At 61.0% G+C, this 26,782-nt stretch carries 23 protein-coding genes and 1 other RNA gene; 11 read left to right on the top strand and 13 right to left on the bottom strand.

The window, feature by feature from the left end; genetic code table 11:
• Positions 1-517: 517 nt before the first annotated feature.
• The 9 genes from ssrA to V3572_RS04010 all read left to right on the top strand — a co-directional run bounded on the left by ssrA (position 518) and on the right by V3572_RS04010 (position 12,415).
• Positions 518-875: a transfer-messenger RNA gene (gene ssrA / locus V3572_RS04050) on the top strand.
• 208 nt (positions 876-1,083) lie between these two features.
• Positions 1,084-2,298 carry a tyrosine-type recombinase/integrase gene (locus V3572_RS04045; protein ID WP_332109696.1) on the top strand — a complete coding sequence of 405 codons (1,215 nt, stop codon included), beginning with the start codon at positions 1,084-1,086 and terminating at the stop codon, positions 2,296-2,298.
• A 51-nt stretch (positions 2,299-2,349) separates the two neighbouring features.
• Positions 2,350-3,135, top strand: coding sequence for a hypothetical protein (locus V3572_RS04040; protein WP_332109695.1), 786 nt, complete (start codon positions 2,350-2,352; stop codon positions 3,133-3,135).
• A 143-nt stretch (positions 3,136-3,278) separates the two neighbouring features.
• Entirely contained in the window at positions 3,279-3,491 is a 213-nt protein-coding gene (locus tag V3572_RS04035; protein WP_332109694.1) for a helix-turn-helix transcriptional regulator, read from the top strand.
• A 41-nt stretch (positions 3,492-3,532) separates the two neighbouring features.
• Positions 3,533-4,474 carry an AAA family ATPase gene (locus V3572_RS04030; protein ID WP_332109692.1) on the top strand — a complete coding sequence of 314 codons (942 nt, stop codon included), beginning with the start codon at positions 3,533-3,535 and terminating at the stop codon, positions 4,472-4,474.
• Positions 4,475-4,597: 123 nt separating this feature from the next.
• Complete coding sequence (locus tag V3572_RS04025) at positions 4,598-5,074, top strand: plasmid mobilization protein (RefSeq protein ID WP_332109691.1); 477 nt, start codon at positions 4,598-4,600, stop codon at positions 5,072-5,074.
• Complete coding sequence (locus V3572_RS04020; protein ID WP_332109689.1) at positions 5,071-6,087, top strand: relaxase/mobilization nuclease domain-containing protein; 1,017 nt, start codon at positions 5,071-5,073, stop codon at positions 6,085-6,087. Before V3572_RS04025 ends, V3572_RS04020 begins: the two co-directional genes overlap by 4 nt.
• A 758-nt stretch (positions 6,088-6,845) precedes the next feature.
• Complete coding sequence (locus V3572_RS04015; protein WP_332109687.1) at positions 6,846-11,471, top strand: hypothetical protein; 4,626 nt, start codon at positions 6,846-6,848, stop codon at positions 11,469-11,471.
• A gap of 89 nt (positions 11,472-11,560) precedes the next feature.
• A complete protein-coding gene (locus V3572_RS04010) occupies positions 11,561-12,415 on the top strand; it encodes an FRG domain-containing protein (RefSeq protein ID WP_332109686.1) in 855 nt (284 codons plus the stop codon).
• Between the two features lie 220 nt (positions 12,416-12,635).
• On the opposite strand, the gene V3572_RS04005 is transcribed toward V3572_RS04010, so the two are convergent.
• The 6 genes from V3572_RS04005 to V3572_RS03980 form a co-directional block, all read right to left on the bottom strand.
• Positions 12,636-13,349 (bottom strand): CatA-like O-acetyltransferase, encoded by a 714-nt coding sequence (locus V3572_RS04005; protein ID WP_332109685.1) that lies wholly within the window; start codon positions 13,347-13,349, stop codon positions 12,636-12,638.
• Between the two features lie 198 nt (positions 13,350-13,547).
• Entirely contained in the window at positions 13,548-14,039 is a 492-nt protein-coding gene (locus V3572_RS04000) for a hypothetical protein (protein ID WP_332109684.1), read from the bottom strand.
• Positions 14,040-14,174: 135 nt separating this feature from the next.
• Positions 14,175-14,552, bottom strand: a complete 378-nt coding sequence (locus V3572_RS03995) for a hypothetical protein (protein ID WP_332109683.1) — start codon at positions 14,550-14,552, stop codon at positions 14,175-14,177.
• Positions 14,553-14,678: 126 nt separating this feature from the next.
• Positions 14,679-15,278, bottom strand: a complete 600-nt coding sequence (locus tag V3572_RS03990; protein WP_332109682.1) for a hypothetical protein — start codon at positions 15,276-15,278, stop codon at positions 14,679-14,681.
• A gap of 214 nt (positions 15,279-15,492) precedes the next feature.
• Entirely contained in the window at positions 15,493-16,137 is a 645-nt protein-coding gene (locus V3572_RS03985; RefSeq protein WP_332109681.1) for a response regulator transcription factor, read from the bottom strand.
• On the bottom strand, positions 16,134-18,113 hold the full coding sequence (locus V3572_RS03980) for a sensor histidine kinase (RefSeq protein WP_332109680.1): 1,980 nt from the start codon (positions 18,111-18,113) through the stop codon (positions 16,134-16,136). The genes V3572_RS03985 and V3572_RS03980 overlap by 4 nt, the downstream gene beginning before the upstream one ends.
• A 671-nt stretch (positions 18,114-18,784) precedes the next feature.
• Between V3572_RS03980 and V3572_RS03975 the strand changes: the two genes are divergently transcribed.
• Both V3572_RS03975 and V3572_RS03970 read left to right on the top strand, forming a co-directional pair.
• Positions 18,785-19,270, top strand: coding sequence for a hypothetical protein (locus V3572_RS03975; RefSeq protein ID WP_332109679.1), 486 nt, complete (start codon positions 18,785-18,787; stop codon positions 19,268-19,270).
• A 153-nt stretch (positions 19,271-19,423) separates the two neighbouring features.
• A complete protein-coding gene (locus V3572_RS03970) occupies positions 19,424-19,822 on the top strand; it encodes a hypothetical protein (protein ID WP_332109678.1) in 399 nt (132 codons plus the stop codon).
• Between the two features lie 306 nt (positions 19,823-20,128).
• Here V3572_RS03970 and V3572_RS03965 read toward each other — a convergent pair whose 3' ends face one another.
• The 7 genes from V3572_RS03965 to V3572_RS03935 form a co-directional block, all read right to left on the bottom strand.
• Positions 20,129-21,172, bottom strand: a complete 1,044-nt coding sequence (locus V3572_RS03965) for an XdhC family aldehyde oxidoreductase maturation factor (protein WP_332109677.1) — start codon at positions 21,170-21,172, stop codon at positions 20,129-20,131.
• Positions 21,169-22,257 carry a DVU_1553 family AMP-dependent CoA ligase gene (locus V3572_RS03960; RefSeq protein WP_332109676.1) on the bottom strand — a complete coding sequence of 363 codons (1,089 nt, stop codon included), beginning with the start codon at positions 22,255-22,257 and terminating at the stop codon, positions 21,169-21,171. The genes V3572_RS03965 and V3572_RS03960 overlap by 4 nt, the downstream gene beginning before the upstream one ends.
• The gene (gene trsS, locus V3572_RS03955) at positions 22,254-23,645 is read right to left on the bottom strand and encodes a radical SAM (seleno)protein TrsS (protein ID WP_332109697.1); all 1,392 of its coding nucleotides are present in this window, start codon (positions 23,643-23,645) and stop codon (positions 22,254-22,256) included. The genes V3572_RS03960 and trsS overlap by 4 nt, the downstream gene beginning before the upstream one ends.
• Before the next feature lie 19 nt (positions 23,646-23,664).
• A complete protein-coding gene (locus V3572_RS03950; protein ID WP_332109675.1) occupies positions 23,665-24,117 on the bottom strand; it encodes a DVU_1555 family C-GCAxxG-C-C protein in 453 nt (150 codons plus the stop codon).
• Positions 24,114-24,869 (bottom strand): DVU_1556 family methyltransferase, encoded by a 756-nt coding sequence (gene trsM / locus V3572_RS03945; RefSeq protein ID WP_332109674.1) that lies wholly within the window; start codon positions 24,867-24,869, stop codon positions 24,114-24,116. Before trsM ends, V3572_RS03950 begins: the two co-directional genes overlap by 4 nt.
• A complete protein-coding gene (locus V3572_RS03940; protein WP_332109673.1) occupies positions 24,866-25,081 on the bottom strand; it encodes a DVU_1557 family redox protein in 216 nt (71 codons plus the stop codon). The genes trsM and V3572_RS03940 overlap by 4 nt, the downstream gene beginning before the upstream one ends.
• A partial coding sequence (locus tag V3572_RS03935; RefSeq protein ID WP_332109672.1) for a pyridine nucleotide-disulfide oxidoreductase/dicluster-binding protein occupies positions 25,078-26,782 on the bottom strand: 1,705 nt, incomplete at its 5' end. The genes V3572_RS03940 and V3572_RS03935, both read right to left, overlap by 4 nt.

Here is a 26,782-nt window from a genome sequence, read left to right as displayed (position 1 = left end):
GGCTGCCGGGGATGGGTAGGTCGGGGCGGTCGCGACGCAGGGTGAGGCCGAAGGGGCGCAAGGGGTCGGGCATGGGCGGGCGTTCCGGTGTGGTTGCAGGTTGGCGCGAAAGACGGCGCTGGGCCGGGCCGCATGGGGTGGGGCCGCCACGTGGCGGCAGACGGCCCGAATCTATCCATGGATGCGGCGGGCCGCAACCGAGAGGCGACCGGGGGGCGACGGGGCCATAATCGAGAGGCGCCCGAAACGCATCCGAGATGCAGTCGGGCCGCTCCCGAGAGGCGACCGGGTAGCAACCAGGGAATAACCGGGCCGCAGCAGGGCTGGGCACGGACGGCAGCCCGGTGCGGGCCGCGAGGAATGGAGACTGGCGCAGCCGGGGCGGGCGGCGACGCCTGGGTGTTGGCGGCAGGCGGGTGGCGATGCGTGGCGGACGAATGTGCCCGGGCTGGGGAGAAATATCGCGTTTGGGCCTTGCTTGCCGCCGAAGGCGTCTTAGTATAGAGATGTTGCGTTTGGGGGCGCCCCGGTTTCGACGGGGATGGAAACGCCCAGGTTGCAGGTCGAGGTGCCGCGAGGCCTCGTTAAACACGCGGCAACCGGTATAATTGCCAACGACTACGACTACGCCCTGGCTGCTTAAAGACAGCCAGCGTCCCTTTAGCAGACGCCTGATACGCTAGAGTAGGACGCCAACCCCCATCAGGCTGGCGAATGCCCGTGTCCGCCGGGGCAAACGCGAGACTCAGGTAGACTGGTCCCCTTCCGCCCGGTCGGAAGGCGTGTTGGGGACGAGAACAAATCCCGATCTAAGCCTGTAGACGCCTGGACTGACACGTTCTCGGACGGGGGTTCGACTCCCCCCGCCTCCACCAACCAAATTTCCAACGACGTTCGCTAAGGTTCAAAAAGTCAGGAATTACAACGAAGAAGCCGGGCCAGATGGTCCGGCTTCTTCCGTTTTGGTCCGTTGACATCCGGATATCTCTTGAGTAGCAGTTTGCATAACAGGTTGAGACCCACCCGTAATTTTGAGTAAATCCCAGAAAATGTAGGTCTCGCCTGGGTTGCGAGGTTACTCAAATGCCCCTTACCGATGTCGCAGTCAGAAATGCCAAGCCCGGAAGCAAAACTCTTCGTATTCGCGACGAGCGTGGTCTTTACCTCGAAATCAGCCCCAAAGGCGGGAAATGGTGGCGATTTCGCTATATGCTTAAGGGCAGGGCGAATATGCTTTCTCTTGGAGTTTATCCGGACGTTTCCCTCAAAGAGGCCAGACAACGACGGGACGAGACACGGAAACTTCTCGCCAACGGAATCGACCCCGGTAAGGCGCGAAGAGAAGAAAAAGCCGAGACTGCCGCTTCCGCTGAAACTTTCGAGTGCATCGCTCGCGAGTGGTGGGCGAAGTTCCAACCGACATGGACGGAAGACCACGGAAACCAGATTCTTCACCGCTTGGAGTTAAATGTCTTTCCCTGGATCGGCGCGCGGCCGATCAAGGAAATCACTGCCCCCGAAGTCCTGGCCGTGGCCAGGCGCATCGAATCGCGCGGAGCCCTGGAGATGGCCCACAGGATGGTCCAGAATTGTGGCCAGGTGTTTCGCTATGGCATCGCCACGGGGCGTTGCGAACGGAACCCTGCCGGTGATTTGCGTGGAGCCTTGCCACCGACCAGAGAGACCCACCATCCGTCACTTACTGATCCCAAGGCGATAGCGCACTTGTTGCGGTCTATGGAGGATTACCAGGGCTCACATGTCACGTCATGCGCCCTGCGCCTCGCTCCCATTGTGTTTGTGCGCCCTGGTGAGTTGCGCCATGCGGAGTGGTGCGAAATAGACATAGAGGGGAAGGAATGGCGTATCCCTGCCAACAAGATGAAGATGCGCGTGCAGCATATCGTGCCCCTCAGTCGGCAGGCGATTACGATCATTGAGGAGGTACGCCCTCTGACGGGGCATGGAAAATATCTGTTCCCATCCGCCCGGACCTTGAATCGGCCCATGAGTGAAAATACCGTTAATGCCGCCCTGCGGCGTCTTGGTTACACCAAAGAGGAGTTGACCGGCCATGGCTTCCGATCTATGGCGTCAACTCTCCTCAATGAAATGGGCTGGAACCGGGACGCCATTGAGCGTCAGCTTTCCCATGCCGAACGCGACAACATCCGGGCGGCTTACAATTATGCAGAGTATCTTCCGGAACGACGGAGGATGATGCAGGCATGGGCTGACTATTTGGATAAGCTCAAGGCTGGGGCAAAAATTACGCCACTTTATGCTTTGGAGAGATAAGTCGATCTGGCAATGTCTTGGTAGATTGTTTGAGAGATCAAGAGTGCGATCATGAAGCTAGAAAATGATTTTAAACTTGTTCCAATGAGTTCCGTTATACATCTTCCTGATCTTATTTTACGATGGCCTTTTCGGCCTCATGTGAAAATTTGCAAGGAAATATATTCTGGAAAACTCCATACATATCTTATTATCAGGGAGTTTAGGAGCGTAGATAATGAAGTTAAATATTCAGTAACAAAATTACCAACAAAATATATGCTTCACAATATGGCAGGACAACTGTTTTCTGCGATCGTCTTCATGAAGAATCAAGTACAAAAAATTGAATCGAGAAAAACAAGCTATACATTACGATCAATTACAAATAGCATGAATAATCTTGAGTCATGTTCAATTGATAATATGAATAAATATGCGCCACAGTTTGCATATTTATTATGTAAGTACAGTCATAACAAATATTTTTCAGTATTCTCTGAAAGTGAAGTAGCTCATGATATAAGTTCAGACTTAGTGACACTGCATGATTGCATGCCAGGGGATAGGTCTTCATGGATATTTCAAAATAGTCAAATTTGGCCCACATCGTCACCATATCACTTCAGGAAATCCAGGCGAAAGGAAAAAGACTTATCTCAAGTTGTCCATTTTTGTGAGCAGCAGAAAAAGGCAGGTATTACGGACAAGCGGGCTTTGGCCCGGCTTGTCGACGATTGTTTCCCTGGACTTTTGACGAATGCCGAGATGGGAGGTTTACTCCCCGCTCGCGAGGGAACTGTGGTGACACACCACGCAAAGGTTAAACAAGGTAAGAAATTAAGAGGTGTTATCTAGAAAGTACCGCCAAGAGGTACCGCCATACTTTTACCGCTCTCGGTGCTTGACAGTACCATAAGCGGGACTCGCCAGAATCGGCCCATCTCGAACGAGGTGGGCCGCGTTCGTTTTTGAGCGGCCCCAACACAAGGAGGTCGCGCATGTCACGTTCCAAGCTGCCGAAAATTCCCGCTCCACTGCCCGAAGAAGGTTTTGTCCGTCTACCCCAGGTACTTCACGTATTGGGGATCGGAAAAACTAGTCTGTGGCAATGGATCAAAGAGGGACGGTTTCCCGCTCCATGCAAACTTGCCCCCCGAACAAGTGGTTGGAAGGTCGAAGACGTCCGGGATTTCATCAAAAGCATATCGTAACCTAACATTGACATGGTTCTTTCCAACACAATCCGGAGTGAATGGCCGTGACCAACCAGCCAAGTAATGTATCCACCCCAAACGGTGGGCTGCCGTCGCTTATGGTTTTGACCTTGGAGGAATTTCTTACAATGACTCTTCCGGATCGAGACTACCTACTTAATCCAATTATCCCGATGCAGGGCATTGTCATTCTCTTCGCCCCAAGAGGAATCGGGAAAACCTTTGTTGCTCTCAGTTCTGCCTTGGCAGTGGCCGGAGGCTTGTCGGTATTTAATTGGAGAGCACCAAAGGGGTACCGCGTGCTTTACGTGGACGGGGAAATGCCCGCGCTCGCAATGCAGGAAAGGCTTGCCGCGCTGGCGCTCGGGATGGCCGCACCCGCACATGCGATGAAAAACCTCACCATCTTAACTCCGGACATGCAGTCCAGGCCGATGCCGGATTTGGCGACACCCTCCGGACAGATGGCCCTGGAGCCCTTCCTGGACGGCATCAATCTGCTTGTCCTGGACAACCTTTCCACCCTTTGCCGCACAGGCAAGGAGAATGAGTCCCAGTCCTGGCAGCCCATGCAGAGTTGGCTGCTTGATTTGCGCCGTCGGGGGCTTGCCGTGTTGCTGGTCCATCACGCCGGGAAATCCGGTGACCAACGCGGCACATCAGCTCGTGAAGACATCATGGATACGGTGATCAGCCTCAGGCGCCCACGGCAATACAGCATGGCAGAGGGGGCGCGCTTTCAGGTTCACCTGACCAAGGCACGTGGGATTGTCGGCGACGATGCCAAGCCTTTCGAGGTCCATCTCAAGAACGAGGACAACAGCCTCCAGTGGGATGTCCAAGAGCTTGATGATGCCGAACTTGACCAACTGAAGCAGCTTTTGTCCGAGGGCTTCAGCATCCGCGATTGCGCCGAGGAAATGGGCATGTCCAAGTCCGCCATCCACCGGTTGAAAAGGCGGCTGGAGGGCTTGGCATGATCCCGGGGAAACGTGTCCCACCGTCCCAACCCCTGGCACAGGGACAGTGGGACACCTTGGCTGTGGGCAGTGCGCGGGTTGCCTTCGCCGAATACCGCAGTGGGGGCAGGGGAGGAGCAAGCCATGTTTTCGCTATGCTCAAACGGCTTGCTCTGCGAGGCGGGACAACAAACCGTCATGCGCGCCGTCCAGTTCGGCCCAAGCTCTGAGAGAAGAACCATGATGGAAAAAGATCGACTCCAAGGAAGAAGACGCGAGCCAGGACGGCCCAAGGGCGATCCGGAAGCGGTTCGGAGGATGACCATCGGCGTTCGCGTGAATCAGGCCGAATGGGAGTCGCTACGGCACAAGGCCAACAACATGGGCATGAGCCCGGCGCAGTGGCTGCGTACGGCCGCGCTCGCCCGTCAACTGCCGCCGCCGCCAGTGCCCGAGGCTAACCGGGCGGCCTATGCCGAATTGACCCGTCTCGCCGTGAACCTCAACCAGATTGCCAGGGCCGCCAACGAAGGCCGCGCCGTGGTTTCCTCATCGCTGCTTCACACCCTGCGTCAGGAAGTCAGCAAATTACAGCGGGCGCTTTTGGGGCAGGCGCGATGATAGCCAAGCTGATCAAGGGCAAAGGCTTTCGGGGTGCAGTCGAATACGACCTGCAACCCGGTAAGAGCGTCTTGCTCGAAACCAATATGGCCGGGTCAACGCCGCAGGCTTTTGCTGCCGAGTTCGGGGCCATCCGCACCATGCGTCCCCGGCTCTCCAAGGCAGTCTGTCACACGAGTTTGAGCATTCATCCCGACGAGCGCCTTACCGACGATCAGTGGCGTGAAGCAGCCCATGCCTGGATGAAGGGCATGGGGTTCGTGAACAATCAGTACATCATAAGCCGCCATACCGATGCGCCCCACCCACACATCCACATCCTGGTGAACAGGGTCACGCTGGACGGCCAAGTGGTCAGCGACGCCCACGACTACAAGCGGCAGGAGCCCATCATGCGCGATCTGGAACGGCATTTCGGGCTGCGCATGGTCCCGCCGAGCAGGGAGGTGGGGCGCGCCGCTCCCACAAAGGGCGAGATCGAGCATTCCCTGCGAACTGGTGAGGCTTCGGCAAGGATGCGGCTGCAAAAGGCGGTGGATACGGCGCTTGGCAAAGGCTGCCCCATGGACATCTTTCGTGACCGGTTGGCTCTGGTCGGCGTCGAGGTCCACCTGAATACGGCCAGTACGGGATTTGTCTCGGGGATCAGCTTTGCCCTTAATGGCGTGGCCTTTAAGGGCAGCAAGCTGGGCAAGGGCTATACGTGGAATGCACTTCAACAAAGAGGGTTATGCCATGAGCAAGACAGAGGACGTGCGGGGCAGGAGCATGGAAATGGGGCTTGGATCGGATGGCGGGAAATGGGGAGGGAACACCAGGACGCAACCGGTGCCGGAATCGGAAGAGGCCGCCATGCTCCAGGACAGGCTTGCTCTTTTGAACAAGCAGGAGCACTTTCGAGCCAAGAGCATGGCAGAAGCAATTTCGCTTATGCAGACGTTGATAAAAGATATCAAGGCCACGGGCGAGAGCGTGAGAACGTCCGCATACGAGGTCAGGAAATATCCCGTTGAGGTGGTCACGCAACTTTCTACACGGCTTGAAGTTTGCGTTGCCAGATGTGAAGATGCTGCAAAGCGTGCGGGGGAATTGTTTGACCGTTCTAAAGGCCAATGCGTAAAAGTTGAGAAGTACTATTTATTGCTTTTGTTTACGAGTTGCCTGGGGGTTGGAATGATCATGGCGGTAATGTTTATTTTTTTGCCGAAATGGTTTCAAAGTTGAAACAGGGGCCGCCGAAAGGCGGCCTTTCAATTTTGGTGTTCTTTGGAATATATCGATTGTTGGTATCGATTTCCATCGTCGATTCGATGCAAATTGTTGGTTGGGATAGCTTGTCTGGTTGGTGGTTGATGCGTTACGAGTCTCATATCCTCATCATGCCGGGAGGGGCAAGTAGCGAATGGAATACGTCGTCATCGAAAAACCTGGCATTCAAAAGTAAACCGCAATATCATACGAAAGGAATGGAGATTACCTTTACGCCATGAAAATGACGGGACTTTCCAACGATACGATCATTTACGCTCGGGGTGAGAGGCTGACTCGGTCATCCTGGTTCTTGGCGTTCCGAGCATGGCATAACATGGCGCTAGACGCTGGGCGACAGGAACTCCGAATATCCTGAACGTGGCGGTTTCGTGAGCTAAACAAATCCTCTATGCCATCGGTTCGCGCGGAGCCTGGGCTGGGATCGGCCATGCGCGCGAGCTGGCCTGTATCCCAGGGATTCGGATGTGAGATTCGCCTGAACAAACCCCGAGGTAGACAAGTGGACATTCAAACAGAAACAGCGCTTGGCTCACTGCGTAAGCATCTACTCAAACTCAAGCCAACAGGGCCGAAGGGCTTTGAAGGCCTCGTCGCTGACGTTATGGCCAATCTATCCGGTCTGGTCATCCGTCTGGCGAAATCAGGTTTGCAGGGCGGACGTGACGGGTCCAGCCCCCGAGTCGAGCCCTTCGCCGTCGCTCTTGAGTGCAAACGATACAAGGATGATCTTCGACTTGAAGATCTAGTCGGAAAAGTTGAAATCGCCCGCCATGAATTGGGCGGTGACATAGATGTATGGGCGTTGGGCGCGACCAGCGAAGTGGGAGACGGAACTCTCGCATATCTCGCTGACATACTTGAAGAAAAAGGGATTACCCTTCTTGCCCTGGACTGGGCCGCCCGGCCATTGCCGCCCTTGGCGGTTTTTCTTGCGGCCGCAAAATCGACCACGCTTCACTTTTTCAGGCAACATGCGCCGAAGGTGAGCGGTTCGGAGTTGAGCGGGCTGTTGGATACGATCGCTGCGGACAGTGATTTCGCGCAACAGGCTGACAAGCTCAAAAAGGCGTTGAGCGCGGCCCATGTCGGCCTGGGCGCCTTGCGGGAGAAAAACGTGCAGTGGCTGCGGGAACGTTTTCATGACCGGGGGCTTTCCCGGCAAACCTTCGGGCAGTACATCAACATCACGAACGCTCATCCCCGCGAGCGTTTTTCCCGGCGATTGGATGATCTCGTCAAAGTCGATCCAGACGATATCCCGCTCGTGGCCGTTCTGGGCGACGAGGGAACCGGCAAGACCTGGCTTGTGGCCCAATGGTGGGCGAACTTGTCGCAACCGCCTGTTATGCTGCTGGTATCCGGTCCCCGAGTTGAGCAACATCATTCAGGTCAGCCCCTTGAATTTTTGGCCCGCCTTCTCGCGGATCAGGATGGGCGCGAGGATGCGCCCCACCTCGACAGTTGGCGCAGACGCCTTGAACGATGGAAGAACCATGGATTAAGGAATGAGCTGCGCTTCCTCATCGTGCTTGACGGCTTGAATGAGCGAACTGCTTTCCCCTGGGCGGATACGATCAACGGGTTGGCCAGAGAAGCGCAAGCTCTTGGGGGACTCGTCATCATCACGTCTCGAAAGGCCTACTGGGAACGGGATGTTCGTCCTCGGCTGGATTTTTTGGCGATACATCCGTTGGTTGTCGGCGACTATAACGATCAGGAATTGGCGGCCGTGTTGAAGGCCTCGGGACGAAGCCCGGATGACCTTTCTCCCCATGTCAGAGCGTTCATCCGTAATCCGCGAATCTGTTCCCTGGCGCTGGGTCTGCTTGATCGCATTGACCAGCCCGTCGAACTGACCAGGGAGCGTCTGCTGTTGGAATACTGGCGAGCCCGCCAGAAGGAGCGGGGCAACGGCATCGTCCACAACACCGGCGACTTTGATAAGTTGCTGCGATTACATGCCAAGTCTTGGCTTGAACAGCCCCACAGATCATTCGACAGGGACGAATGGACCAAATACTCAGGGATCGCCGAATGGCGGGGTCCCCAAACTGTCCAAAATGATCTTTGCGAAATAGAGGAAGGCCGTTTCCTCACGATATCCGGACATGATTCCAATACGTATGAATTCCGCAAGGAAACGTTGCCTTACGCCCTGGGTCTTTTGATCAACAACGAGCTCAGGGAGGAAGCACGCAAGGACCGCCCCGACTTCAACGAAGCGCTCGACAAAATACTTGATCCCGTGCGCGGGTTCGATCTCGTTTCCGAAATTCTGGCTGCGGCGACGGGGTTGGCTTGCCTTGATGAAACGTTTCCGGAAGCCATCAGGGTATGCCTGATTCGGGCATGGCTCGGGCTCCAGAACATCCCTGACGCGGTCGTTGAGGCCATGTGCGCCTACCTAGCCATACGTCCTGAACCTTTTCTGGATATGGCCGAGTCGCCCTCTGCGGAGCTTGATCCCGCGCTCCGCGCTCAGACGCTTATTTCCATGATGGTCCATATGCGGGACCATCCAACCGTACATCAGGCCTTGGCGGGGCGCTTGCCCCGATGGCTTGGCTGTTGGTCGCGCAACTCAGTAAGGCCCTTCAGACAGGAGGATGAAAAATCCGATAACTGGGCTGAAAAGCGTAGAAACCGCATCGACCTTAAACTCGACGCTTTGCACCCTGAAGAACTGGATTTGTTCAAGCAAAGGACTTTTGAGCTTAGTGAGCCGACCGCCTTGCTGCGCGATAACGTCGCGGAGCTCCTGTTGGCCTCCCGCCCCCTCGCCACATATGCGGGGGCTCTGGTCGGCTGGTCCATGGTTCAAGTCGTCGCGAGCGATTACTCCAACGCCCACGATGTCCTAAGGTGGGTCGTGCCTCTCAATCACGTGGATTGGGAGGAGACGAAAGCCGGGGTTCTCGCTTTGATCGCCCATGTGAATGAGCAGAGTTCGGAGCCGATGCGCGACTCCGCCGCCCTTGTCCTTCGCCTCCTCGGCGATAGATACTCAGCCGAGAGGGCGGCGGCGCTTTCTCCACGCGCCAAAGGGCGGACCTGGCGCCTCGTCGCAAACTATTGTGACACCGATCCCCATGACCCGGACGCCCCTGAAGGTTCCAATATCGCCAATGCGTTGACCGCCGCCAGGGAAATCTCAACCTCTCGGATTAGAACTTCATTCAGCGCAACAATTGAAGATTACGAACTTGAGCGGATCACCCCAGCCTTGGCGCGTTTTCGCCCTCAAGCCATTGTCGACGTGTTGCGGGCCGTTGCGGCTAGCGCGCCCAACCGCTCCGGAATGGAATTGCGCCAGATTTCTCTGCTGCTTCCTGAAATCTCGCCGCTTTTGGACTCGGCAAGCCTTACGTCGGTTCGACAAGCTCTTAACGCAGTTATAGCCGATCCGAATCTCATCACGACGGGTGATGCGAGAATTGTTACGCATTTTCTTGCCAAGGCGATCATCCCGCATCATGAGCCCGAAGAACAACTGGATACCCTCTTGGGCCTTCCCCCGGATACGTTGCTCTCACCAGCCTTGAGACAAGGCATCGCGCCTCTACCGCCGGAGGTTCTTTCCAACAGGCTGGAAGAAGCCTGGACCAGTCATGATGACGAGCAGATTCATCGAATTCTACTGTTTATTTCATCTTGTAAGCACGAATTAAACGAAACCTTGAGAGAACTACTAGCCAGCGCCTTCGCTTCAAACGATAAAGTGACAGCCAACTTGGCGGCGGACGCGGTGTTGACGGCAGACGATCCACAGATGGACCTCTTGCTGTTGGGAACGATTCGGAAGGCGAGGATCGCGATCGATTCCGGCACTCGGGCAGGCCATTCTCTCGGAAGGGTCGTTGCCGCATCCGTGATACGTCATGACCGATTGGACATGATCGACTTGGTTCCGCCCGCCTTCTTGGGGCATGTCGCCGATAAACTCGGCGGCGCCGCTCTCGACCGGTTGGCTCATTCCATTGATGAGGCGTTGAACCGGCTACTCGAACCTATTTCCGCCCAATTACCTGAAGGCATGAATATCAATGTCGAAGTATCCAGAGACGGCCTGAAGACCTCCCGAAGCGTCAAAATCGCTCAGCAGCCATTAGATATTCATGAGTATAGTAAACAGCTCTCCGAAATGAATGAGCCCATTGGTTACATCCAACGATTCCGAAAAGATCAAGAAGCAATGGTCGCCGCAGCGGACTCCTTTGCCGATGCCTTGCGGCGTGAGAATGCGGAATACTTGCTTTCCCACCCGCCGCTGTGGGGACTGAAGAAAATCGTCTCCGATAATCCTGAGAAGGCGGCAGGTTGGCTGCAACGTATCCTGGCTGTTCAGGACGATTGGAAGTTGGGCCAGGCGCGCAACCTCGGCCTTGTCCTCGCCGGAGCCTATGCTGAAATGGATTCCGGATTGGCGTGCGAAGCCTTTCTTCGTTTGAAGAAGGCCTCTCCCATGCCGCCCGTAAATATCGTCGTCGGGGACGCCGGCGTCCCGCTTTATGAGCATGCCCTGTTTTCGGCGGCGCTTGTCCCGGAACTTGAAGCGCTCCGCCGTCAGGAATTCGAAGACGCCTTCGACGACGCCGCTCTTGAACAGGCGACGATGGCGGCCCAAGCAGCTGGAGCCGGGGAATGGCTGATGTGCTATGTTCAAGAGCTGACCAGTTCCGACCATCCGGGCAAGCAGGTCAGGGGACTGGCCGTCGCTGGACTGATGACGCCTCATCCCGAATGTGAGCGCATCCTGAGTGAAGACTGGGGGGATGGTTTTCTTGGCGATGTCGCGGAAAATGCTCGGAAAAATCGTCGGCGGGCTGGATGGACGCGCACATGGCTTGAAAAAGCGGGGAAAAGCGAAAATGGTATCGATTTCTGGCGATTTTGCGAACTGGCCCGAGGAGTTGCGGACTTGCGCGCCCTGGACGTTTTTGATGAGCAAACAACCAGCAGCAAGGTTTATAAAAAGTTCGGAGCGCTGGCGAAAGAGAAATTAAAGAGCGCAGCGAAAAAGCGGACGGAAAAACGCAAAAAAACTCTCTTCGGCCTTAATAAACCAGATGAACGGGTTGTCACGATGTTGCGTGACATCTTACCAAGCGGAAACAGTTGTCATTGATGACTGAAAAACAGTATTTTCATGAACTCAGTGTAATAAAGGCAGTAATTCCTTGAATAGTATAAACTGTATACATAATGGAGGAATAAGTGACATTAAGAAGGATTTCTATTCGCAGTACTCATTGGGAGTCAGACTCTGGAATTGACGTATTGCATGCAGATGAGCCACACGCACTGGTCCAAGCAGCCGGTTATTTAAAATTTAAGCACGCTGATACAAATAGCGAAGGCATATATTTTAGAGGACAAAGAAAGATATACGGATCACTAGTGCCATCTTTATATAGAAATGTTGGAGGTCAAAACGGAAGAGACAAGAAAACAACAGCACTGAATGAAGTTGTTACACATTTTTTAGGAACTTCAAGAATATTTAGTGGATTTAAAGAATTTGCTCATGAAGCACTATTGCAACACTACGGCATAAATACCACATGGATTGATTTAGTCGATAATATTTGGATTGCGTTGTGGTTTGCATGCCACCGTGCTATGTCTGCGGGGAAAAGATCTGAATACGTTCATTTCGAAAGAAGAATACCAAGTTCTTCTGGCAAATATGCATATATACTTTTGATTGGGGCAGACATAGCTGAACGCAACAGAAACAAACCCGGCTTCTATTTTGGTGCTAAAACAGAACTTGTTGATCTTCGGATGGCAGTTCCTTCTGTCTTTCTTAGACCGCACTCACAACATGGCCTAGTTTTCAGGATGAAGGGTGACCAAGCTACAGGTCGTCCTCTAGACTATGGGGAACAGATACGTTGTGTAATCCGAGTAGACCTTGAGAGGGCTCTTTACTGGCTTGGCGACGGTAAGACCGTTAGCGTCCACTCTCTCTTTCCCCCTCCATATTATGACAGTGGTTATGGGATTCTTTTATCTGAAAACATCGCCTGGGCAACTGAAGTTGGTTCAATTAGTAGAATTGGAGCATGAAAACCTTATTGAATCCTCTAGCTTTTCATTGCCTTGAGTAATATTGTGGGTAACACTCACAAGCTGAACTATATTTTATACTATTATTAAACATAGTTACAAGTAAAATTTGATTTCCCCCGCCAACCAGATTTCAACACCCGGCATGCCGCCCGGGCGAAACAGCCGAACCCGCCAGGGTTCGGCTGTTTGCGTTTGGGGGAAAAGGTCAGGGGCGGGGTCAAGATGCGGACGACGTCTCGGGCGTCTCCAGGATGCCGCAAAGGCCTTTCCGGAACGCTGCCATGTGTCTGCCGTCGACGAAGCTGTGCAGGGCCTCCACGGACACCGGCATGGTCCCGGCGGCCGGATCGACCATCCCCACGGCGATGCGCGGCACGGAGTCGGACCATGGGTCGTCCCAGGGGTTGGCGAACGCCGTAAAGGGGATGTCCGGCAGGCAGGTCAGATAGATCAGCCCCTGGCTGTCGCAGCCCTCGGGGGCCAGGGTCGGTGAGGCGTCGGCCGCATCCCGGGCCGCCTGGATGTTGCGCGTAAACACCGAGAACGCGGCATGGTAGGCGGCGATGCAGTTGGCATGCAGCTCACGCTTTCGGGGAACGTACGTGAACGCGGCGTCAACGGCGGGGAAGATGACGGGCTTTTTGTCCACAAGGCGCATGCAAAACTCCGGGATGGCGTTAGCGCTGGCCATGACGGCGTGGTAGACGTAATCCGTGAAGCGTCTCTTTGCCTCGCCCTGGGCCGCCCGGAACCGCAGCAGACGGGCGACGTTGACCGGGAAGGTGAGGGAGAGGCAGGGGTTTTTCCGGTTCTGGAAAAAGGCGAAGTGGGCCTTGCGCGGCCAGGTGTCCATGTCGATGGATTTCATCATGATTCCAAACCAGAAGGTGATGGTTTCTTTGAGTTTTTTGATTGCGTAGGGATGGGTCATGCCAGAGATGAAATCGATTGTACAGAGTAAGCAGTCCCCTGACGCCGCCGTTCACGGCAGGGCGGCAGGGCGGCGGCCTCCAGATCCTTTCCGGGGCGGATTCCATAAAGAAAAGTGGCCTGCACGCACAACGAACAAAGGCCGGATCGTTTGATCCGGCCTTTGGGCCTCCCGTAGAGGGGGGAGGTGCTATGCGCGTTACGGTTCCCGAATCTCGGAGATGCGCAGGGCGTCGCCGTCGGGGAGAACCCATATCTGGCCGGAGTCGCCGACCATCACGCCCTGTTTGTTGACGAACACGTCCTCGGGCTTCAGGCTTTGCCCCAGGACGCTTTTTTTCAGGGCCTCGGTCATGATCTGGTCGTAGTGCTTCACAAAGGCCGCCTCGCCGTCGAGCTCCACGTCCTTGCCCTCGATCACGGTCACGAGGGGATAGGACACGAGCTTGGCCACGGCCTGCTTGTCTCCATCCGCCACCGCCTTCTGCAACCGGGTGATGAAAAGCGGTATCTGCTTGGCGTCGTCGATGCCGATGAAGGAATAGTCCTCCTGGGCCAGGCCCGTGCCCGGCGTGACCGCCAGGCAGATCGCCATGGCCGCGCCAAGGGCCAGAAGCCGCAACGTCGCGCCGAGTCGCGGCACACGCCCCTTGGGAGACATGTCCGGCCGTGCGCTTTTCGTACGTTTCATTATCATTGCTGTCTCCGGTATCCTTCGACGTTGTCGGGGGCGTGGCCGATTCCGGGGCGCCATGCCCCGGCCGTGCCGCGCGCGTCCGCCTGTGCATGCCTGCACATCTTCCGCCTGCCGTGCGCTCCCTCCGGGCTACTGCACGTCCGCGCACATGGCCTTGATGAGCTCCGTGCGCATCTCCTTGGGCTGGGGAGAACCGTTGAACTCCAGGGCGTTCATGTCGAACTTGCCCCGCTTGGGGTCGATGGTGAACTGCAACTGGGCCGTGACGTCTCTGCCCTTGAAGTTCATGGTTCCGTAGACGTTGACGATATAGTCGCCCTGGTCGGACCAGCCCGATTCCCACTGGGCGTCGGGGAAATAGTTGTCGATGAGCCGCCAGACGTAATAGTTTTTGCAGGCTTTGAATGACTGATTGCGCAGCCATTCGACCTCGTCGGAATATGCGAAACAGGCGCTCGACGTACCGACAACCAAAAGACAAGCAACCACCAACGATCTCCAAAACATACGACTCTCCTCCTCCACAACGTTTATTTGGGAAAATGCCCCCGGAGACGCCCAGGACCAGCAAACCGGGCTGCGGCTGGCCGCCTTGCCGGATGCCGGGTCCGGAAAACCTTTTGCGATATCCCGCTATGGACGTTCCTGCACGGCGTATTCGAGCAGGATGTAGCGCCCTTGCTCTCCGTCCGTCTTCCGGACGACGCCGGTGAACGTTTCCTGGGGATTGACGGTCTCGCCCGCCTTTTTCCAGTCCGCCGCCGTGGCGTGGGGATCGATGGCCGCCCCGGACCCCGTGGCGTAGATGGTTCCCTTGGCCAGATACGTCCCGTCGTCGCGCTTTTGCAGGGAGTCGACCTGGGCGAAGACGTAGGCCTCGCCGCTGGCCATGGATTCCACATAGCTCGGCTTGAGATGCTTTTTGATCGTTTGCCCGAGGTATTTCTCCGTGGCCTTGTCGATGGCGCTGGCGGGAATGATGATGTCGTTGCCGTCATTGGTGGTCTGGAACGAGTCGGCGGCGTTGATGATGCAGTGCCAGGTGGCGAAATACAGCAGTTCCTCGTCGGAAAGCGGACCCTGGGTGAAGTTTTTCATGTTCACTTCGGCGAAGTTGCTGAAAAAGGTGTCGAGTTTCTTTTTTTCGTCCCCGCGCAGGGGGACGTCCGTCTGGGCCATGGCCAGACACGGAAACAGGACGACGAGCAGGCACAGCGCGATCAATTTTTTCATGGATGCTCCAGTGGCGGATTTCCCCGCCCGTTGCCCGAACCGGGAACCAAACGCCCCACAAGTGATGGTTTCGGCGTGTACGGGGCGTGGGGAATTTTGTCTGTCCGGGGTTTTCCGGACAGTCACCACCGGGCTGCGGAAACGGGCAGGGAAGGGGAGGGGCGCAGAATGGACGTTGCCGTGGGGCGCGGGGGCTGCCCCGGCAAGGGGCGGATCAGCTCGGCTTGTAGTCGCGGATGGCGTATTTACGCAGGGACTTCATGCCGTCCAGGTTGAGTTTGACCAGGATCCGGGCGCAGTAGCTCTCCACGGTGCGCACGCTGACCCCCAGGGCGGCGGCGATCTCGATGTTGGCTTCGCCCTTGGCCAGCAGATCCAAGGTCTGCCGCTCTCGCTCACTTAAGGAGGCGGCCCGGGCGGCGGTCTCGTCCTGCTCGCCGGCCGCGTCCAGGGCGGCGGCGATGCGGGGGCTGACGTAGCGTTCCCCGGCCAGGGTCCGGCGCACGGCATCCACCAAAACGGCCGAGGTCTCCCGTTTGGTGACGTAGCTTGCGGCCCCGCGGGCAAAGGCCCGACGCACGGTCTCGGCATCCTCGTGCATGGAATAGACCAAAACCGGAATCCCCCGGACGCGCAGTTCCGGGATCAGGTCCAGGCCGCTTTCCTCGCACAGGGTCAGATCCACCAGGGCGATGTCGGCGGCGCTGGCGTCGATGCGGGCCACAAGCTCGGCTAAGTTTTCGGCCTCGCCGCACACCTCGAAGCGTTCCTGGAGCAGCCGCAGGGTCAACCCCTCGCGCACGGCGGGATGGTCGTCGGCCAGGAACACCCGGGCTCCGATGCATGGTCCCATGGTCATGACATCCTCCGGGAGTCGGTATCGTTTGCGTTGGCGCGGCAGGGAACCGTGCATACTACCTGGGCGCCGCCGCCGGGCGCGTCCTCGATGCACAGCGTGGCCCCGATGATGCGCGCCCGGTGGGCCATGATGCCAAGTCCCATGCCTCCCGGCGAGGTCTCGGCATGGGCTAGGCCCCGGCCGTCGTCGCGCACGACCAGGACCGCTGCCTGGGCGGACGGGCAGGTGAGGGAAATGAGGATGCGCGAGGCCCGGGAGTGCTTCACGGCGTTGGTCACGGCCTCCTGGGCGATGCGGTACATCTGGGCCAGATGGGGGTTGCGGCAGGTCTCGCAGGGAAGCTCCCGGTGAAATTCCATGGGAATGGCGCTCGATTCGCCAAGCTTCCGGATCATGTCCCGGAAAGACGGTCCCACGCCGACGGAATCGTGCTCCAGGGGCCACAGCCCCCGGGAGAGGTCATAGGCGTGATCCACCAGGCCGTCCAAAAGTCCGGACAGCCGGGCCAGTTCCTCGCGCCCGGCGTCCGTTTCGGAGCAGGAGGGGCGCAGGACATCGCAGTGCAGCCGGGCGGCGGTCAGTTCCTGGCACAGGCCGTCGTGCAGTTCCAGGCTGATGCGGCGGCGTTCCTCTTCGCTTATGGAGACGATCTCCCGCTCAAGCCGGGTACGTTCGGCCATCTCCGTTTCCAGGCTCAGGTTTTTTTCCGCCAGGGCGGCGGACAGGCGCTCTTTTGCCGTGAAGGCCCGGGAGAGGCGGCGGGACAGAGCAAAGGCCTGGCACAGGCTGAAGGCCAGCATTCCCTCAGGAATGCGCGGCGTGGAGGCCAGCAGCTTCATGTCGGTCAGCATGTCGTTAATGCCGATGAGCCCCAGCACGCAAAATCCGGCAAAGAGGAAGCCCGCTTCCTCCCGTCCCCGCCGCCAGGCCGTGTACAGCCGGTGAAGGCAATAGACGATGAGCAGTCCGGAGATGAGGTAGTACAGGGGCAGGGCCTGGGCCAGGGTCAGGCCCGAAGCAAAGGCCGCCACGGCCACGAAAATGGTGCAGACTGCAATGCAGGCCGCAAGCAGGCGCCTGGAGAACTCCTCCGGATACAGGGAGCGGAAAAAGGCGAACCCCACCGGGATGGAGATGAAAAAACAGGACAGGGCGATCTGGTCCAAAAGCCGGGTGGCGATGCCGGGGAAAAAAAGGCGCAGCGCCCAGCCGCTGGTGTCCGAGGCGGCGTAGTTCCCCATCCAGGCGAAGCAGTACAGGGCGAAATACAGCGGCGAGACGTTTTTGGGGCGGAAAAAATACAGGGCCGCATGGTACAGCCCCATGACGAAAAACGCGCCCACGAAAAACATGGCCGCTCCCAGGGAGCGATCCTGCCAGGCCTGCAACGTCTCCTGAGGCCCCAGCCAGACCGGGGCGAGGAGCCCCCCGTCGCGATAATGGAAATTGGACACCTGCAGGACGATGTCCACGGGCCGCCCCGGATTGGCGAAAGGGATCAGCCGTTTCGACGGCTCGGGAATCTCCTGGGCGGCGGTTTGTCCCACCTCGCCGCTTCGGGCCGCGAGGGAACCGTCGATCCACAGCCGGTAGGCGGCATTGATGTTAAACAGGTACAGGGCCGGACGGGGCGTGCCCGGGGCAGGGCCCACACGCAGGCGCAGGGTGGCGAATCCGGCATCGCCGCCCATGGCCGCGCCATCGGCCGCCTCTGTGTTCCAGGGGGCGGGCAGGACATAGCCCCGGGCTTTTTCCATGAGTCCCGGTTCCTGAAAATCCCCGGGCGAAAGCAGATGGTGCGGGTAGAACTCCCATTCGCCATCCAGGCGCAGAGGGCCGTCCGCCGCCATGTCCCAGCCCTCCATGTCCAACACGCCCTGGATCGCCCGGGGCATGGCCCGGCCCTGTCCGTCCGACTCCATCACGCACGCGGCCAAAAGCAGGGCCACGGCCAGGATGAGTGCTGCGCCACGCATCGGCGGGTGCAGCCTTTGGCGGCCGCCCTGGCCTGGCGAGGCTGAGCGAGGGCCTGCTTGCGCGCGGCATGGGCCGTTGCTACACGTTTTCGGAGACACGGCGCCGGTATGAAGGGTTCGACCGGGAGGCAGGGAGGAAAAACCGCACTGGAGGGCCTGATACGGGAAGATGGGAGTGAAAAAAAACGTCATGTATATCCGGACATGGTGTCGTGAGTCATAAAAATGAAAACAAGAGGCGTTTGCCGTGAAAAAATATATCCGGACAGGAGTGAAGGCAACTCTTTTCTTTGTTCTGGTCGGTGTTGCCGTGTGGTATGGACTGGTCCTGTTGCTTGTTTACAGAGCTGACTAAAATTCACGCATTACTTTCAATTTTTGAAACAAAATATAATGATGATGCATCCATCTCTTCTCAATTTCGTGTGCAATGATATAGCAGAAAACGTATGCCAAGGTATATTATGCCCGCACTCCTCATCATTTCATGCAGACATTGCTTCATCAGATTTCGTATCTTCCGGTGATGCCGTATTTTTTATCGGGCATGACAGGGAATTCCCTTACAGACATGGCCGACAGCGCGCTGTAAAAAATTGTATTTGGGTTTCTGGGGCACGACGCTTCCGGGCGTTTCCGTGGACATTTCAAACCCGACAAGGATGCGGACCATGAACATCGTGCGGAGTCTTCTGGCTTTTGTTCTCCTTTTGGGACTGGCTGGCCAGGCCCTGTGCCAGGACACCTTTCCGGTGGTCGTCAACGGCAAGACCTTGGACATCGGGGCCGCCTCGAACCGGACTAGCCTGGAGGCGGCGCTGACTTCGGCCCTGCCGTCCGAGGCGCCAAGCCTCGCCGCTCCCGAACGTCTGCAATACGATTTCCAGGCCGTCCCGGACCAGGGACCGGTCACCCTGGCCTTCGACTTCGGCCCAGGCGGCCGTTTCGAGGGTCTGACCATCGACGCCTATCTCAAGGAACAAAATCCCGTGGCCGCCGGGCTGGCCGCCTGGCTTGGGGCCAAGGCAGGCAAGGGCGTCAAGAAAGGCCATGACACCCTCTGGACGTATGCCGGGTTCGAGTTTCTGTTGACCGAAACGAAGGACGCCGGAGAGGACTCCATGTACTCCATGGCCGTCACCCGGAAGGCCCCATAACGCCGCGTCGCCGCATGACGCAGGGCCGCCATGGCGGGGGCGGCGCCTGGGGTGACGTTTTTTCGGCAAATCGAGGATTTTGCCCGGGAATGGACGGCTGCTCCGCACCTTCGCCGGGTATCGGCAACCAGAAGAAAACGAAGGAGTTTTGTCATGCGCAAGGTATGTCTGGCGGTCGGGGTGGCCGTGATCGTGCTCGGGCTGTCCGGGGTGTGTTTCGCCAAGGGCGTGGAGGGACGCTGGACCTACACCGAGCCCGGCTATGAGGGGACCATGACCATTGCCCAGATGGGCCCCGGCTTCGTCTTCAAGTTCAAGACCAAAAGCAAGAGCAACGGCCAGATGTGCGATTTCGAAACCTACGAGACCCCCATGGACCAGGGCGGCGGCCGCGAGGACGATGATCTTCCGGCCAAGGGCGGCACGGAGGACGACGGCATCACATTCACCATCGCGTTCAAGGGCGACAGCGCCACCGTGGACGTGGAGTCGAAGGGCGACGAGTGCGGCATGTCCGGCTATTTCGGCGGCACGTACCGCAAGGCGAAATAGCGCGTCGTCTCTTGATGACGAAGCCCCGGTTTTTCGGAACCGGGGCTTCGCGCCGCCAGCGGCGGCCAGGCCGCCGGGCGGAGAGGCACGAAAATCCCTCTCTTACGGCGCGGCCATAGCCGCAGCCTGCCCGTGATTTTCGAGGCTGCTGATAAAATCAGCAGCCCAGGGCCGACGGTCGGGTGACCGTCGGCCCTATGTATATGTGCTGGCGGCTGAGCCGGGGGCGCGGACATCGAAGGCGTCCGGGCCGCAGGGGCGGCATGTTTCATCGGTTCGGGGGACGGCGTATGCCCCGGAAAAGCCTCAGGGATGCTTGGGAAGTCCCTTCTGCGCCCGCACGGCGATGAGTTCGGCCACGATGCTGATGGCGATTTCCTCCGGGGTCTCGGCCCCGATGGGAAGCCCTACCGGGCAATGCACCCGGGCCAGCTCCGCGTCGGTCGTGCCTGCGGCCCGCAGCCGGTCGTAGATGGCGTCGCGCTTGCGGCGGCTGCCGATCATGCCCACATAGCCAGCCCCGGCGCCCAGGGTTTGGGCCAGGACCGTGGCGTCGTTGAGGTGGCCCCGGGTGACGATGACCACCATGTCGCGCGGGGTGATGGTCCGGCCGGCGAAGCAGTCCTCCATGTCGGCTACGGCCACTTCGTGGACGCCGGGGAAGCGTTCCCGGTTGGCGAATTCCGGCCGGTCGTCCAGGACGATGACCGAATAACCGGCCAGCCCGGCAGCCAGGGCCGTGGCCCGGGACACATGTCCGGCCCCCATGAGAAAGAGCCGGGGCCTGCCCTGGCAGGGCTCCAGGAAATAGCGGCGTTCCCCGGCGTCCACGCAGGCCGGGGCCAGGAGCTTTTCCCCGGCCCGGCGCAGGGCGGCATGGTCCTCGGACAAAATCCCGTCCGGCGAAACGGTGCTGTCGTCCCCGGCCAGAAGGATTTTTCCCCCGCCGTTTCCAGGGGCGTCCAGGGGGGTGGCCAGAAGGCAGCGCTCCCCGGCCGCCAGGCGGTCCCGCAAGGCCGTAAACAGCCCAGCCTGATCCGGGTCCAGGCGCTCCAAAAAGATGCGCAGCCTGCCGCCGCAGATCATGTCCGCCCCGGCCGCCATCTCCCCGGTCAGGTTGAAGTCCATGACCCGGGCCAGGCCCTCGGTCAGCACGGCGGCGGCAGCGTTCATGACCCGGGCCTCCACCAGCCCCCCCCCCACGGTCCCGGCGATGGACGTGTCGGCGAACACCAGCATGTGCGCCCCGGCGGCGCGCGGCGCGGAGCCCTCCTGGGCGACGATGGCCGCCCGGACCACGGATTCCCCGGCCGCCAGCCGGGCAAGAAGCGTTTCCAGAAGATCGTTCATGGCGCGTCAACGCCTCCTTTTTTGGGGACTCTGATCCGGTTTTGACGGTCGTAGCGGCCGGTCACCGGGCCAAGCCGACGCAGTTGGCTGCCGCAGGGGCAGGGGCCGGGGAGCAGAACTGCGGCGTCGCCGGTGCGGTAGCGCAGAAGCGGCATGGCCCGGCGGCCGAGGGTGGTCATCACCACCTCCCCGGTTTGGCCCTCGGGCAGGACCGCCCCCGAGGCCGGGTCCAGGATCTCGACATACAGATCGGCCTCGCGCAGATGGTAGCCCGCCTGGGCCGCGCACTCCACCCCGCCGCCGAACCCGGATTCGGTCAGGCCGTAGTGGTCGAAGACCGGGCAGCCCCAGCGCCGTTGCGCCAATTGGCGCAGATCGGGCGAAAGGGGCTCCCCGCTGGTCAGGACCGCCCGCAACCGTCCCCGGGCCGCGTCGCAGGCGTCGGGGTCGCGAGCGAACCCTTCCAGAAGCCCCGGGCCGATCACCAGCACCCGGGGCCGGGCCTGGGCCATGTCCCGGCAAAAGGCCGTGACCGGATCGCGGTCGCCGTCTTGCGGGGCCCGGGCCGCCGGGAACCCGGCCACGCCGCGCGCCCCGAACCGGGCCAGGGCCGTGGACAACAGCTCGGCCACGCGTGGGGCGGGCAAAAGGATCAGCACCGTGTCGCCGGGCGCGGTGAAGGTGGTCATGCCGTGGTGGAAAAAATCCAGGGTGGCGGCCAGGTCTGCGGCGGTGAAGGCCAGGCGCTTGGCTGGGCCGCTGGTGCCGGAGGTGGCCAGGGTGACCATGTGTTCGACGTCGCCCAGGGGGACGCACACAAACGGGCGATGGTCCCGGGCCAGCTCTTCCGGGAGGGTGCAGGGGCAGTCGGCCATGTCCTTAAGTCTGCGGGGGAAATCGTCGGGCAGGAGGGCCAGCTTGTCGCGGTAGAAGGGGCTTTTGTCCCGGGCCAGGGCGAAGGCGTCCTGCAAGGCGGCCAAGTGGTGTTGCGCCACGTCCCGGGGGGAGGGGCCTTCCCCGGCAAGCCCCAGGCGCGCGGCCAGCCAGGGGTCCAGGGGAGAGCGGGCAGGCGGATCGCGCCTCATGCCCCGGCCCGTCCCTGGAGGCCGGGTTGCGGCCGGTAGAGGGTCCGGCCGTCCGTGCCCGAAAGATTGTAGAGGCAAAAGGGGATAAGCAGGCCCTCAGGGGAGACCTCATGGATGCAGCAGCCCCGAACCCGCTCCAGGTCCAGGGTCCAGGCGTCCATAAAGGCCATGGCCGACAGGGTGAAGCGTCCGCCCGTGGCGGCCTTGGCCAGGAAGCGGTCGAAGTCGTCGCCGGGGGTGGCCGGTGCAGTATCCGGCCCGGGCGCGGCCCAGTGCTTTGCGGTGAAGGCCTTGGCCCGGCGAGCCCCCTCTTCGGCCAGGATGGGTTGCGCGGCAGGGGCGGCGACGCAGCAGCCGCCCGTCTTTGGGACCGGGGTCAGGCCGCCGGAAGGCGTGCGCTGGTACACGGCGGAAAACGAGCACAGGGAATGTTCGCAGCCCGGGGGATGGAAGTCTTCCAAGCGCAAAAGCCCGCGGGACTGGCGGACCAGGGCGGCCATGACCTCGGGCAGGGTCAGGCGGCGGTCGTCGCGGCCCGGCCAGGGATGGCGGCCGAAGGCGGCGGCGGGCTGGATGTGCACCCCGCGCACGCCGGGCCCGAAGGACAGGGCCAGACGCACGATGTCCCCCAGTTCCCCGTCGTTGATCCCGGGAACCGTCGTGGGCACCAGCACCACGCCGAGTCCGGCTCGGACGGCGGCTGCAACGGCCCGTTTTTTCAGGTCGAAAAGCGGCCTGCCGCGCAAGGCCCGGTAGGCCCCGTCCGTGACCGCGTCGAACTGCAAAAAGACCGAATCGAAGCCGCCCCCGGCCAGAGACCGGGCGAAGTCCGGGTCGGCGGCCAGACGCAGGCCGTTGGTGTTGAGTTGCACGAAGGGAAAGCCCCGGGCCTTGGCCAGCTCCCCGATGGCGGGCAGGTCGCTTCGCAGGGCCGGTTCGCCGCCGGAAATCTGGAGGTTGCAGGGCCCCGAGGCCTGGCGCACCCGGTCCAGCAGAAAGGCCAGGCGCGAAAGCGGCGGGTCTGCGGCGGCGTCCCCGGGGCCGGACGAGGCGAAGCACACCGGGCAGCCCAGGTCGCAGCGGGAGGTGACCTCAATGAGCGCCGTGCAGGTGTGCTGGCCGTGGTCCGGGCACAGGCCGCAGTCGAAGGGGCAGCCCCGGTCCACGGCGGTAAAGGCCCGGCGCGGGGCGCTTGGCCGCTTGGGCCGTTTCCAGGCGGAAAAATCCGGCTGGCCGCGCCACACCGGGGCCGCAAAGTCTCCATGCTCGGGGCAGCGTTTGACCAAAAACACCGTGTCGCCCCGGACCACGCGCCAGGCCGCAAGCCGCCGCAGGCACACCGGGCACACGCTGGCCGTGTCCGGCTCCCGGTCCACGGGCCGCTGCATGGGGCTCATGGCCGCGTCCTCATCCTTCCCCGCGCGGCAGGCTCGGATCGATGCCGTAGGCCGTCAGGATCTCCAGGATATGGTCCCAGGACTCGGCCAAAAGCGTCCCGCAATGGGCCGGGCTTGGACCATGCGGGTCGTGTTCGCCCAGGATGGCCGGACAGGTGTCCCCGCCGTAGACGGCGGTCTTTTCCCGGAACCAGTCCGCGAATTCGGCCACCACGGGGTTGGCCATGGGGTGGGCCTCTTCCTCGTCGGCGCCCTTGGCCACATAGAGCCCCAGCACGCAGCAGCCGCCGGTCAGGATGCCGCAGGTTCCACCGGTCTGGGCCAGCCCCCGGCACAGGCCGAACATGGCCCGGACCAGTTCCGGATTCTCCCGGCCCATGGCCTCAAGGGCCAGCAGGGCCATGGCCTGGCTGCAACAATAGCCGCGTCCCACCAGGGGCGCGATGTCCAGTGACGACGTCATGAAACCTCCTTGACGGCCACACACAGGAAATATCCCGGCCTGGGCCGCCGTGGTCCGGCGCTGCAGGCGCATCCGCCAGCCCTGCCGAGCAGGGCCGGGGCCAGGTCCGCCGCGTCGCATCCGGCAAAAAGCAGCCTCCCGGCCAGTTCGGCCAGCAGCCGGGAGTGGTCCTCGAAAAGGATGGGGACAAGCCCCGCCCGGGACAATTCGGCCAAAAACGCCTCACGGGTCATGGCCCCGGCCGTGCAGGCGCCGTCCGCCCGGCCATCGCCGTCCGCACCGTCCCGGCGGTACAGGTCGGCGACCACCAAGCGTCCGCCCTGGTCCAGGACGCGGGCCAGTTCGGCCAGGGCCGCCCGGGAATCGGCAAAGGCGGACAGGGCGCATTCGCACAGGGCGCCGTCCAGGCAGCCGTGGGGCAGGGGCAGGGCCTCGGCCCGGGCCATGACCACGCCCTGGGGAACCCGGGCCGCCGCCTCGGCGGCGTAACCGGGGTCGGCCTCGATGCCCAGGGCCCGAAGTCCCCGTCGCCGCAAAAAGTGCACGCTGACCCCGGGGCCGCAGCCCACGTCCGCCACCACGTCCCCGGGGCAAAATCCGGCCGCGTCCAGGCCCCGGGCCGTGAGCCCAAGCCCCCCCGGGCGCAGGGCGTCGCCCGCCACGGCCCGAAAATCCGCCCGCCGGTACAGGGGGTCGGGCTGGGCTGCGGCCATGGCCGGGGCAGACGTCCGAAGCGGCAGAGGAGGGGTCATTTGTCCTCCAAAAGGGCCTCCACCTCGGCCATCTTGCCCTCGGCCAGGGACTTGGGCACAAGCGTCAGGCCGCAGGCCGGACAGGTGGGCAAAATCACCGCAAACACGCTGCCAAGGTAGGACACCTCCACCTTGGACTGGACCAGGGGGCCGCCGCATCGGCCGCAGGTCCAGTCTCCGGCGTCGGGCGCATAGGCCGGTTCCATGCTCATGGCCGCTCCTTTCCCGGGCCTGCCGGGCCAGTTTCGGCGTTCGGCCCGCCATCCGTCCCGCCATCTGCCGCCATACTGGCGCCGGGCACGTCCATGCGGTGGCAATAGGCGTCATGCACCGTACATCCCCCGTCATTTTTGTCGTACAGCACCCAGAAGGTCACGTTGCAAAGCCGCGCCGAAGCGAGATAGCGGCCCGTGGCCTTGTCCAGGAAACGCTCCCCCGTGGCCTCGGCCCGGGCCACCACGGCCCGGACGTCCGTGTCCAGGATGCGCCGCTCCTCCAGCCTGGCCAGCACCTCCGGGGCCATGCTCATGGTGACGCCGCCAGTCTCTTCCATGTCCGTCTCCTCTTCGCCATAGACGGCGCGCAGGATGTCGCGTCGAAGCAGCGCCCGGTTGCGGCGTCTGGCTGACAGTCCGGCGGGTTGCTCCACCCTGGGGCCGCCGGAGCTCTCGCCGGGAAAGATCAGGTCCAGCAGATGCACGGCCCGGTTGCCCGCCCGCCACAGCATGTCCCGGCACATGGCGCAGGACACGGCGTAGTCCTGGGGGGCGGCCCCGGCCCGGCGCGCGGCCACCGCCCGGGCCATGTCCGGATCGGCGTTCCACATAAGCCCCCCATAGCCGCAACACTCGGTGTATTGTCCGGTCAGGGGCGGTTCCAGGGTCTTGACCCCAAGCCTGGATAAAAGCTCGCGCACGGCGGCCCGGGTCTTTGGATCATGCCGCGAGGAACAGGGGTCGTGGACGGCCAGGGTCTGCCCTCCGGGGGCCTTTGCCGCGCCAGGCGGCAGCCCGGTCTCCCCGGCCAGCACCCGCCACAGGGACACGGCCGGGATGTCCGGCGCGGCCTCGGTGAAGGTCTTTAAGCAGGTGGCGCAGGCCGCGACCACCCGGGGCCGCCCCAGGCGCTCCCAGTCGGCGCGGAAGCGGGCCATTGCGGCGGCGAAAAGATCCTCGCGTCCGGCCCACCTCCCGGGCACGCCGCAACAGCCGAGCATGACGCCCACGCCGCCTTGCAGGGCGCCGCGCAAAAAGCCGTAGGCCGCCTGGGTCAGTCCCGGCGAGGCCCCGGCCAGTTGGCATCCCGGGAAAAAGACATGGCCGCAGGTCGCGGACCCGGGCTCGGGCCTGACCAGGGCGCAGGCCGGGGAGTCGCTTTGGGCCATGTCCGTCAGCGCGAACTCGAAGGCCGAGGGCGGCATCTTGCCCCTGGCCACCATGTCCCGTCGGGCCAGGAGGCTTAACTCGGCCATGGCGAAGCCCTCGGGACAGACCTCGGCGCACAGCCCGCACAGGCTGCAGGAATTGATCATCCGGTTGGCCTGATGATGGCCCTGGACGATGGCCGCGTTGTTGTAGAAACGCCGGGCGTAGGTCTTGGGATAGCCTTTGTAGCGTTCCAGGTAGGCGCAGACCTTGACGCATTCCAGACACTCGCAGCGCAGGCATCGGGCGGCCTCGGCCATGGCCAGGGCGGCGGAAAACCCGGCGGCGGGATCGTCCGGGACCAGCCGGGGGACGGCGGCGAGGCCTGCGGTCTGGGTGAAGAGCCGGGTGGCCGAGGCCCCCTCCCGTTCCCTGGAGGCCGTGGCCGAGACGGCGCTCATGAAGCGGTCCAAGGTGGCGGCGGCCCGGCGGCCGTCGGCGGCGCAGGCCATGGGCGAGCGCGTCCCGTCCGGCAACGGCCAGCCGCCG

It is taken from the genome of Desulfolutivibrio sp. (genome assembly GCF_036584575.1).
GTDB lineage: Bacteria > Desulfobacterota > Desulfovibrionia > Desulfovibrionales > Desulfovibrionaceae > Desulfolutivibrio.
Note: the sequence above shows the minus strand (reverse complement) of the source record. Positions and strands in the feature narration are given on the sequence as shown.

What these genes read in the sequence shown, in the direction of transcription:
- trsS (WP_332109697.1), bottom strand. Translation starts at nt 23,645, where the DNA reads ATGCAGCGGCCCGTGGACCGGGAGCCGGACACGGCCAGCGTGTGCCCG.
- V3572_RS03970 (WP_332109678.1), top strand. Translation starts at nt 19,424, where the DNA reads ATGCGCAAGGTATGTCTGGCGGTCGGGGTGGCCGTGATCGTGCTCGGG.
- V3572_RS04005 (WP_332109685.1), bottom strand. Translation starts at nt 13,349, where the DNA reads ATGACCCATCCCTACGCAATCAAAAAACTCAAAGAAACCATCACCTTC.
- V3572_RS04000 (WP_332109684.1), bottom strand. Translation starts at nt 14,039, where the DNA reads ATGAAACGTACGAAAAGCGCACGGCCGGACATGTCTCCCAAGGGGCGT.
- V3572_RS04020 (WP_332109689.1), top strand. Translation starts at nt 5,071, where the DNA reads ATGATAGCCAAGCTGATCAAGGGCAAAGGCTTTCGGGGTGCAGTCGAA.
- V3572_RS03950 (WP_332109675.1), bottom strand. Translation starts at nt 24,117, where the DNA reads ATGACGTCGTCACTGGACATCGCGCCCCTGGTGGGACGCGGCTATTGT.
- V3572_RS03965 (WP_332109677.1), bottom strand. Translation starts at nt 21,172, where the DNA reads ATGAACGATCTTCTGGAAACGCTTCTTGCCCGGCTGGCGGCCGGGGAA.
- V3572_RS04040 (WP_332109695.1), top strand. Translation starts at nt 2,350, where the DNA reads ATGAAGCTAGAAAATGATTTTAAACTTGTTCCAATGAGTTCCGTTATA.
- V3572_RS03975 (WP_332109679.1), top strand. Translation starts at nt 18,785, where the DNA reads ATGAACATCGTGCGGAGTCTTCTGGCTTTTGTTCTCCTTTTGGGACTG.
- V3572_RS04030 (WP_332109692.1), top strand. Translation starts at nt 3,533, where the DNA reads ATGGCCGTGACCAACCAGCCAAGTAATGTATCCACCCCAAACGGTGGG.
- V3572_RS04045 (WP_332109696.1), top strand. Translation starts at nt 1,084, where the DNA reads ATGCCCCTTACCGATGTCGCAGTCAGAAATGCCAAGCCCGGAAGCAAA.
- V3572_RS04025 (WP_332109691.1), top strand. Translation starts at nt 4,598, where the DNA reads ATGTTTTCGCTATGCTCAAACGGCTTGCTCTGCGAGGCGGGACAACAA.
- V3572_RS03980 (WP_332109680.1), bottom strand. Translation starts at nt 18,113, where the DNA reads ATGCGTGGCGCAGCACTCATCCTGGCCGTGGCCCTGCTTTTGGCCGCG.
- V3572_RS03990 (WP_332109682.1), bottom strand. Translation starts at nt 15,278, where the DNA reads ATGAAAAAATTGATCGCGCTGTGCCTGCTCGTCGTCCTGTTTCCGTGT.
- V3572_RS03985 (WP_332109681.1), bottom strand. Translation starts at nt 16,137, where the DNA reads ATGACCATGGGACCATGCATCGGAGCCCGGGTGTTCCTGGCCGACGAC.
- V3572_RS03940 (WP_332109673.1), bottom strand. Translation starts at nt 25,081, where the DNA reads ATGAGCATGGAACCGGCCTATGCGCCCGACGCCGGAGACTGGACCTGC.
- V3572_RS04035 (WP_332109694.1), top strand. Translation starts at nt 3,279, where the DNA reads ATGTCACGTTCCAAGCTGCCGAAAATTCCCGCTCCACTGCCCGAAGAA.
- V3572_RS03960 (WP_332109676.1), bottom strand. Translation starts at nt 22,257, where the DNA reads ATGAGGCGCGATCCGCCTGCCCGCTCTCCCCTGGACCCCTGGCTGGCC.
- V3572_RS03995 (WP_332109683.1), bottom strand. Translation starts at nt 14,552, where the DNA reads ATGTTTTGGAGATCGTTGGTGGTTGCTTGTCTTTTGGTTGTCGGTACG.
- trsM (WP_332109674.1), bottom strand. Translation starts at nt 24,869, where the DNA reads ATGACCCCTCCTCTGCCGCTTCGGACGTCTGCCCCGGCCATGGCCGCA.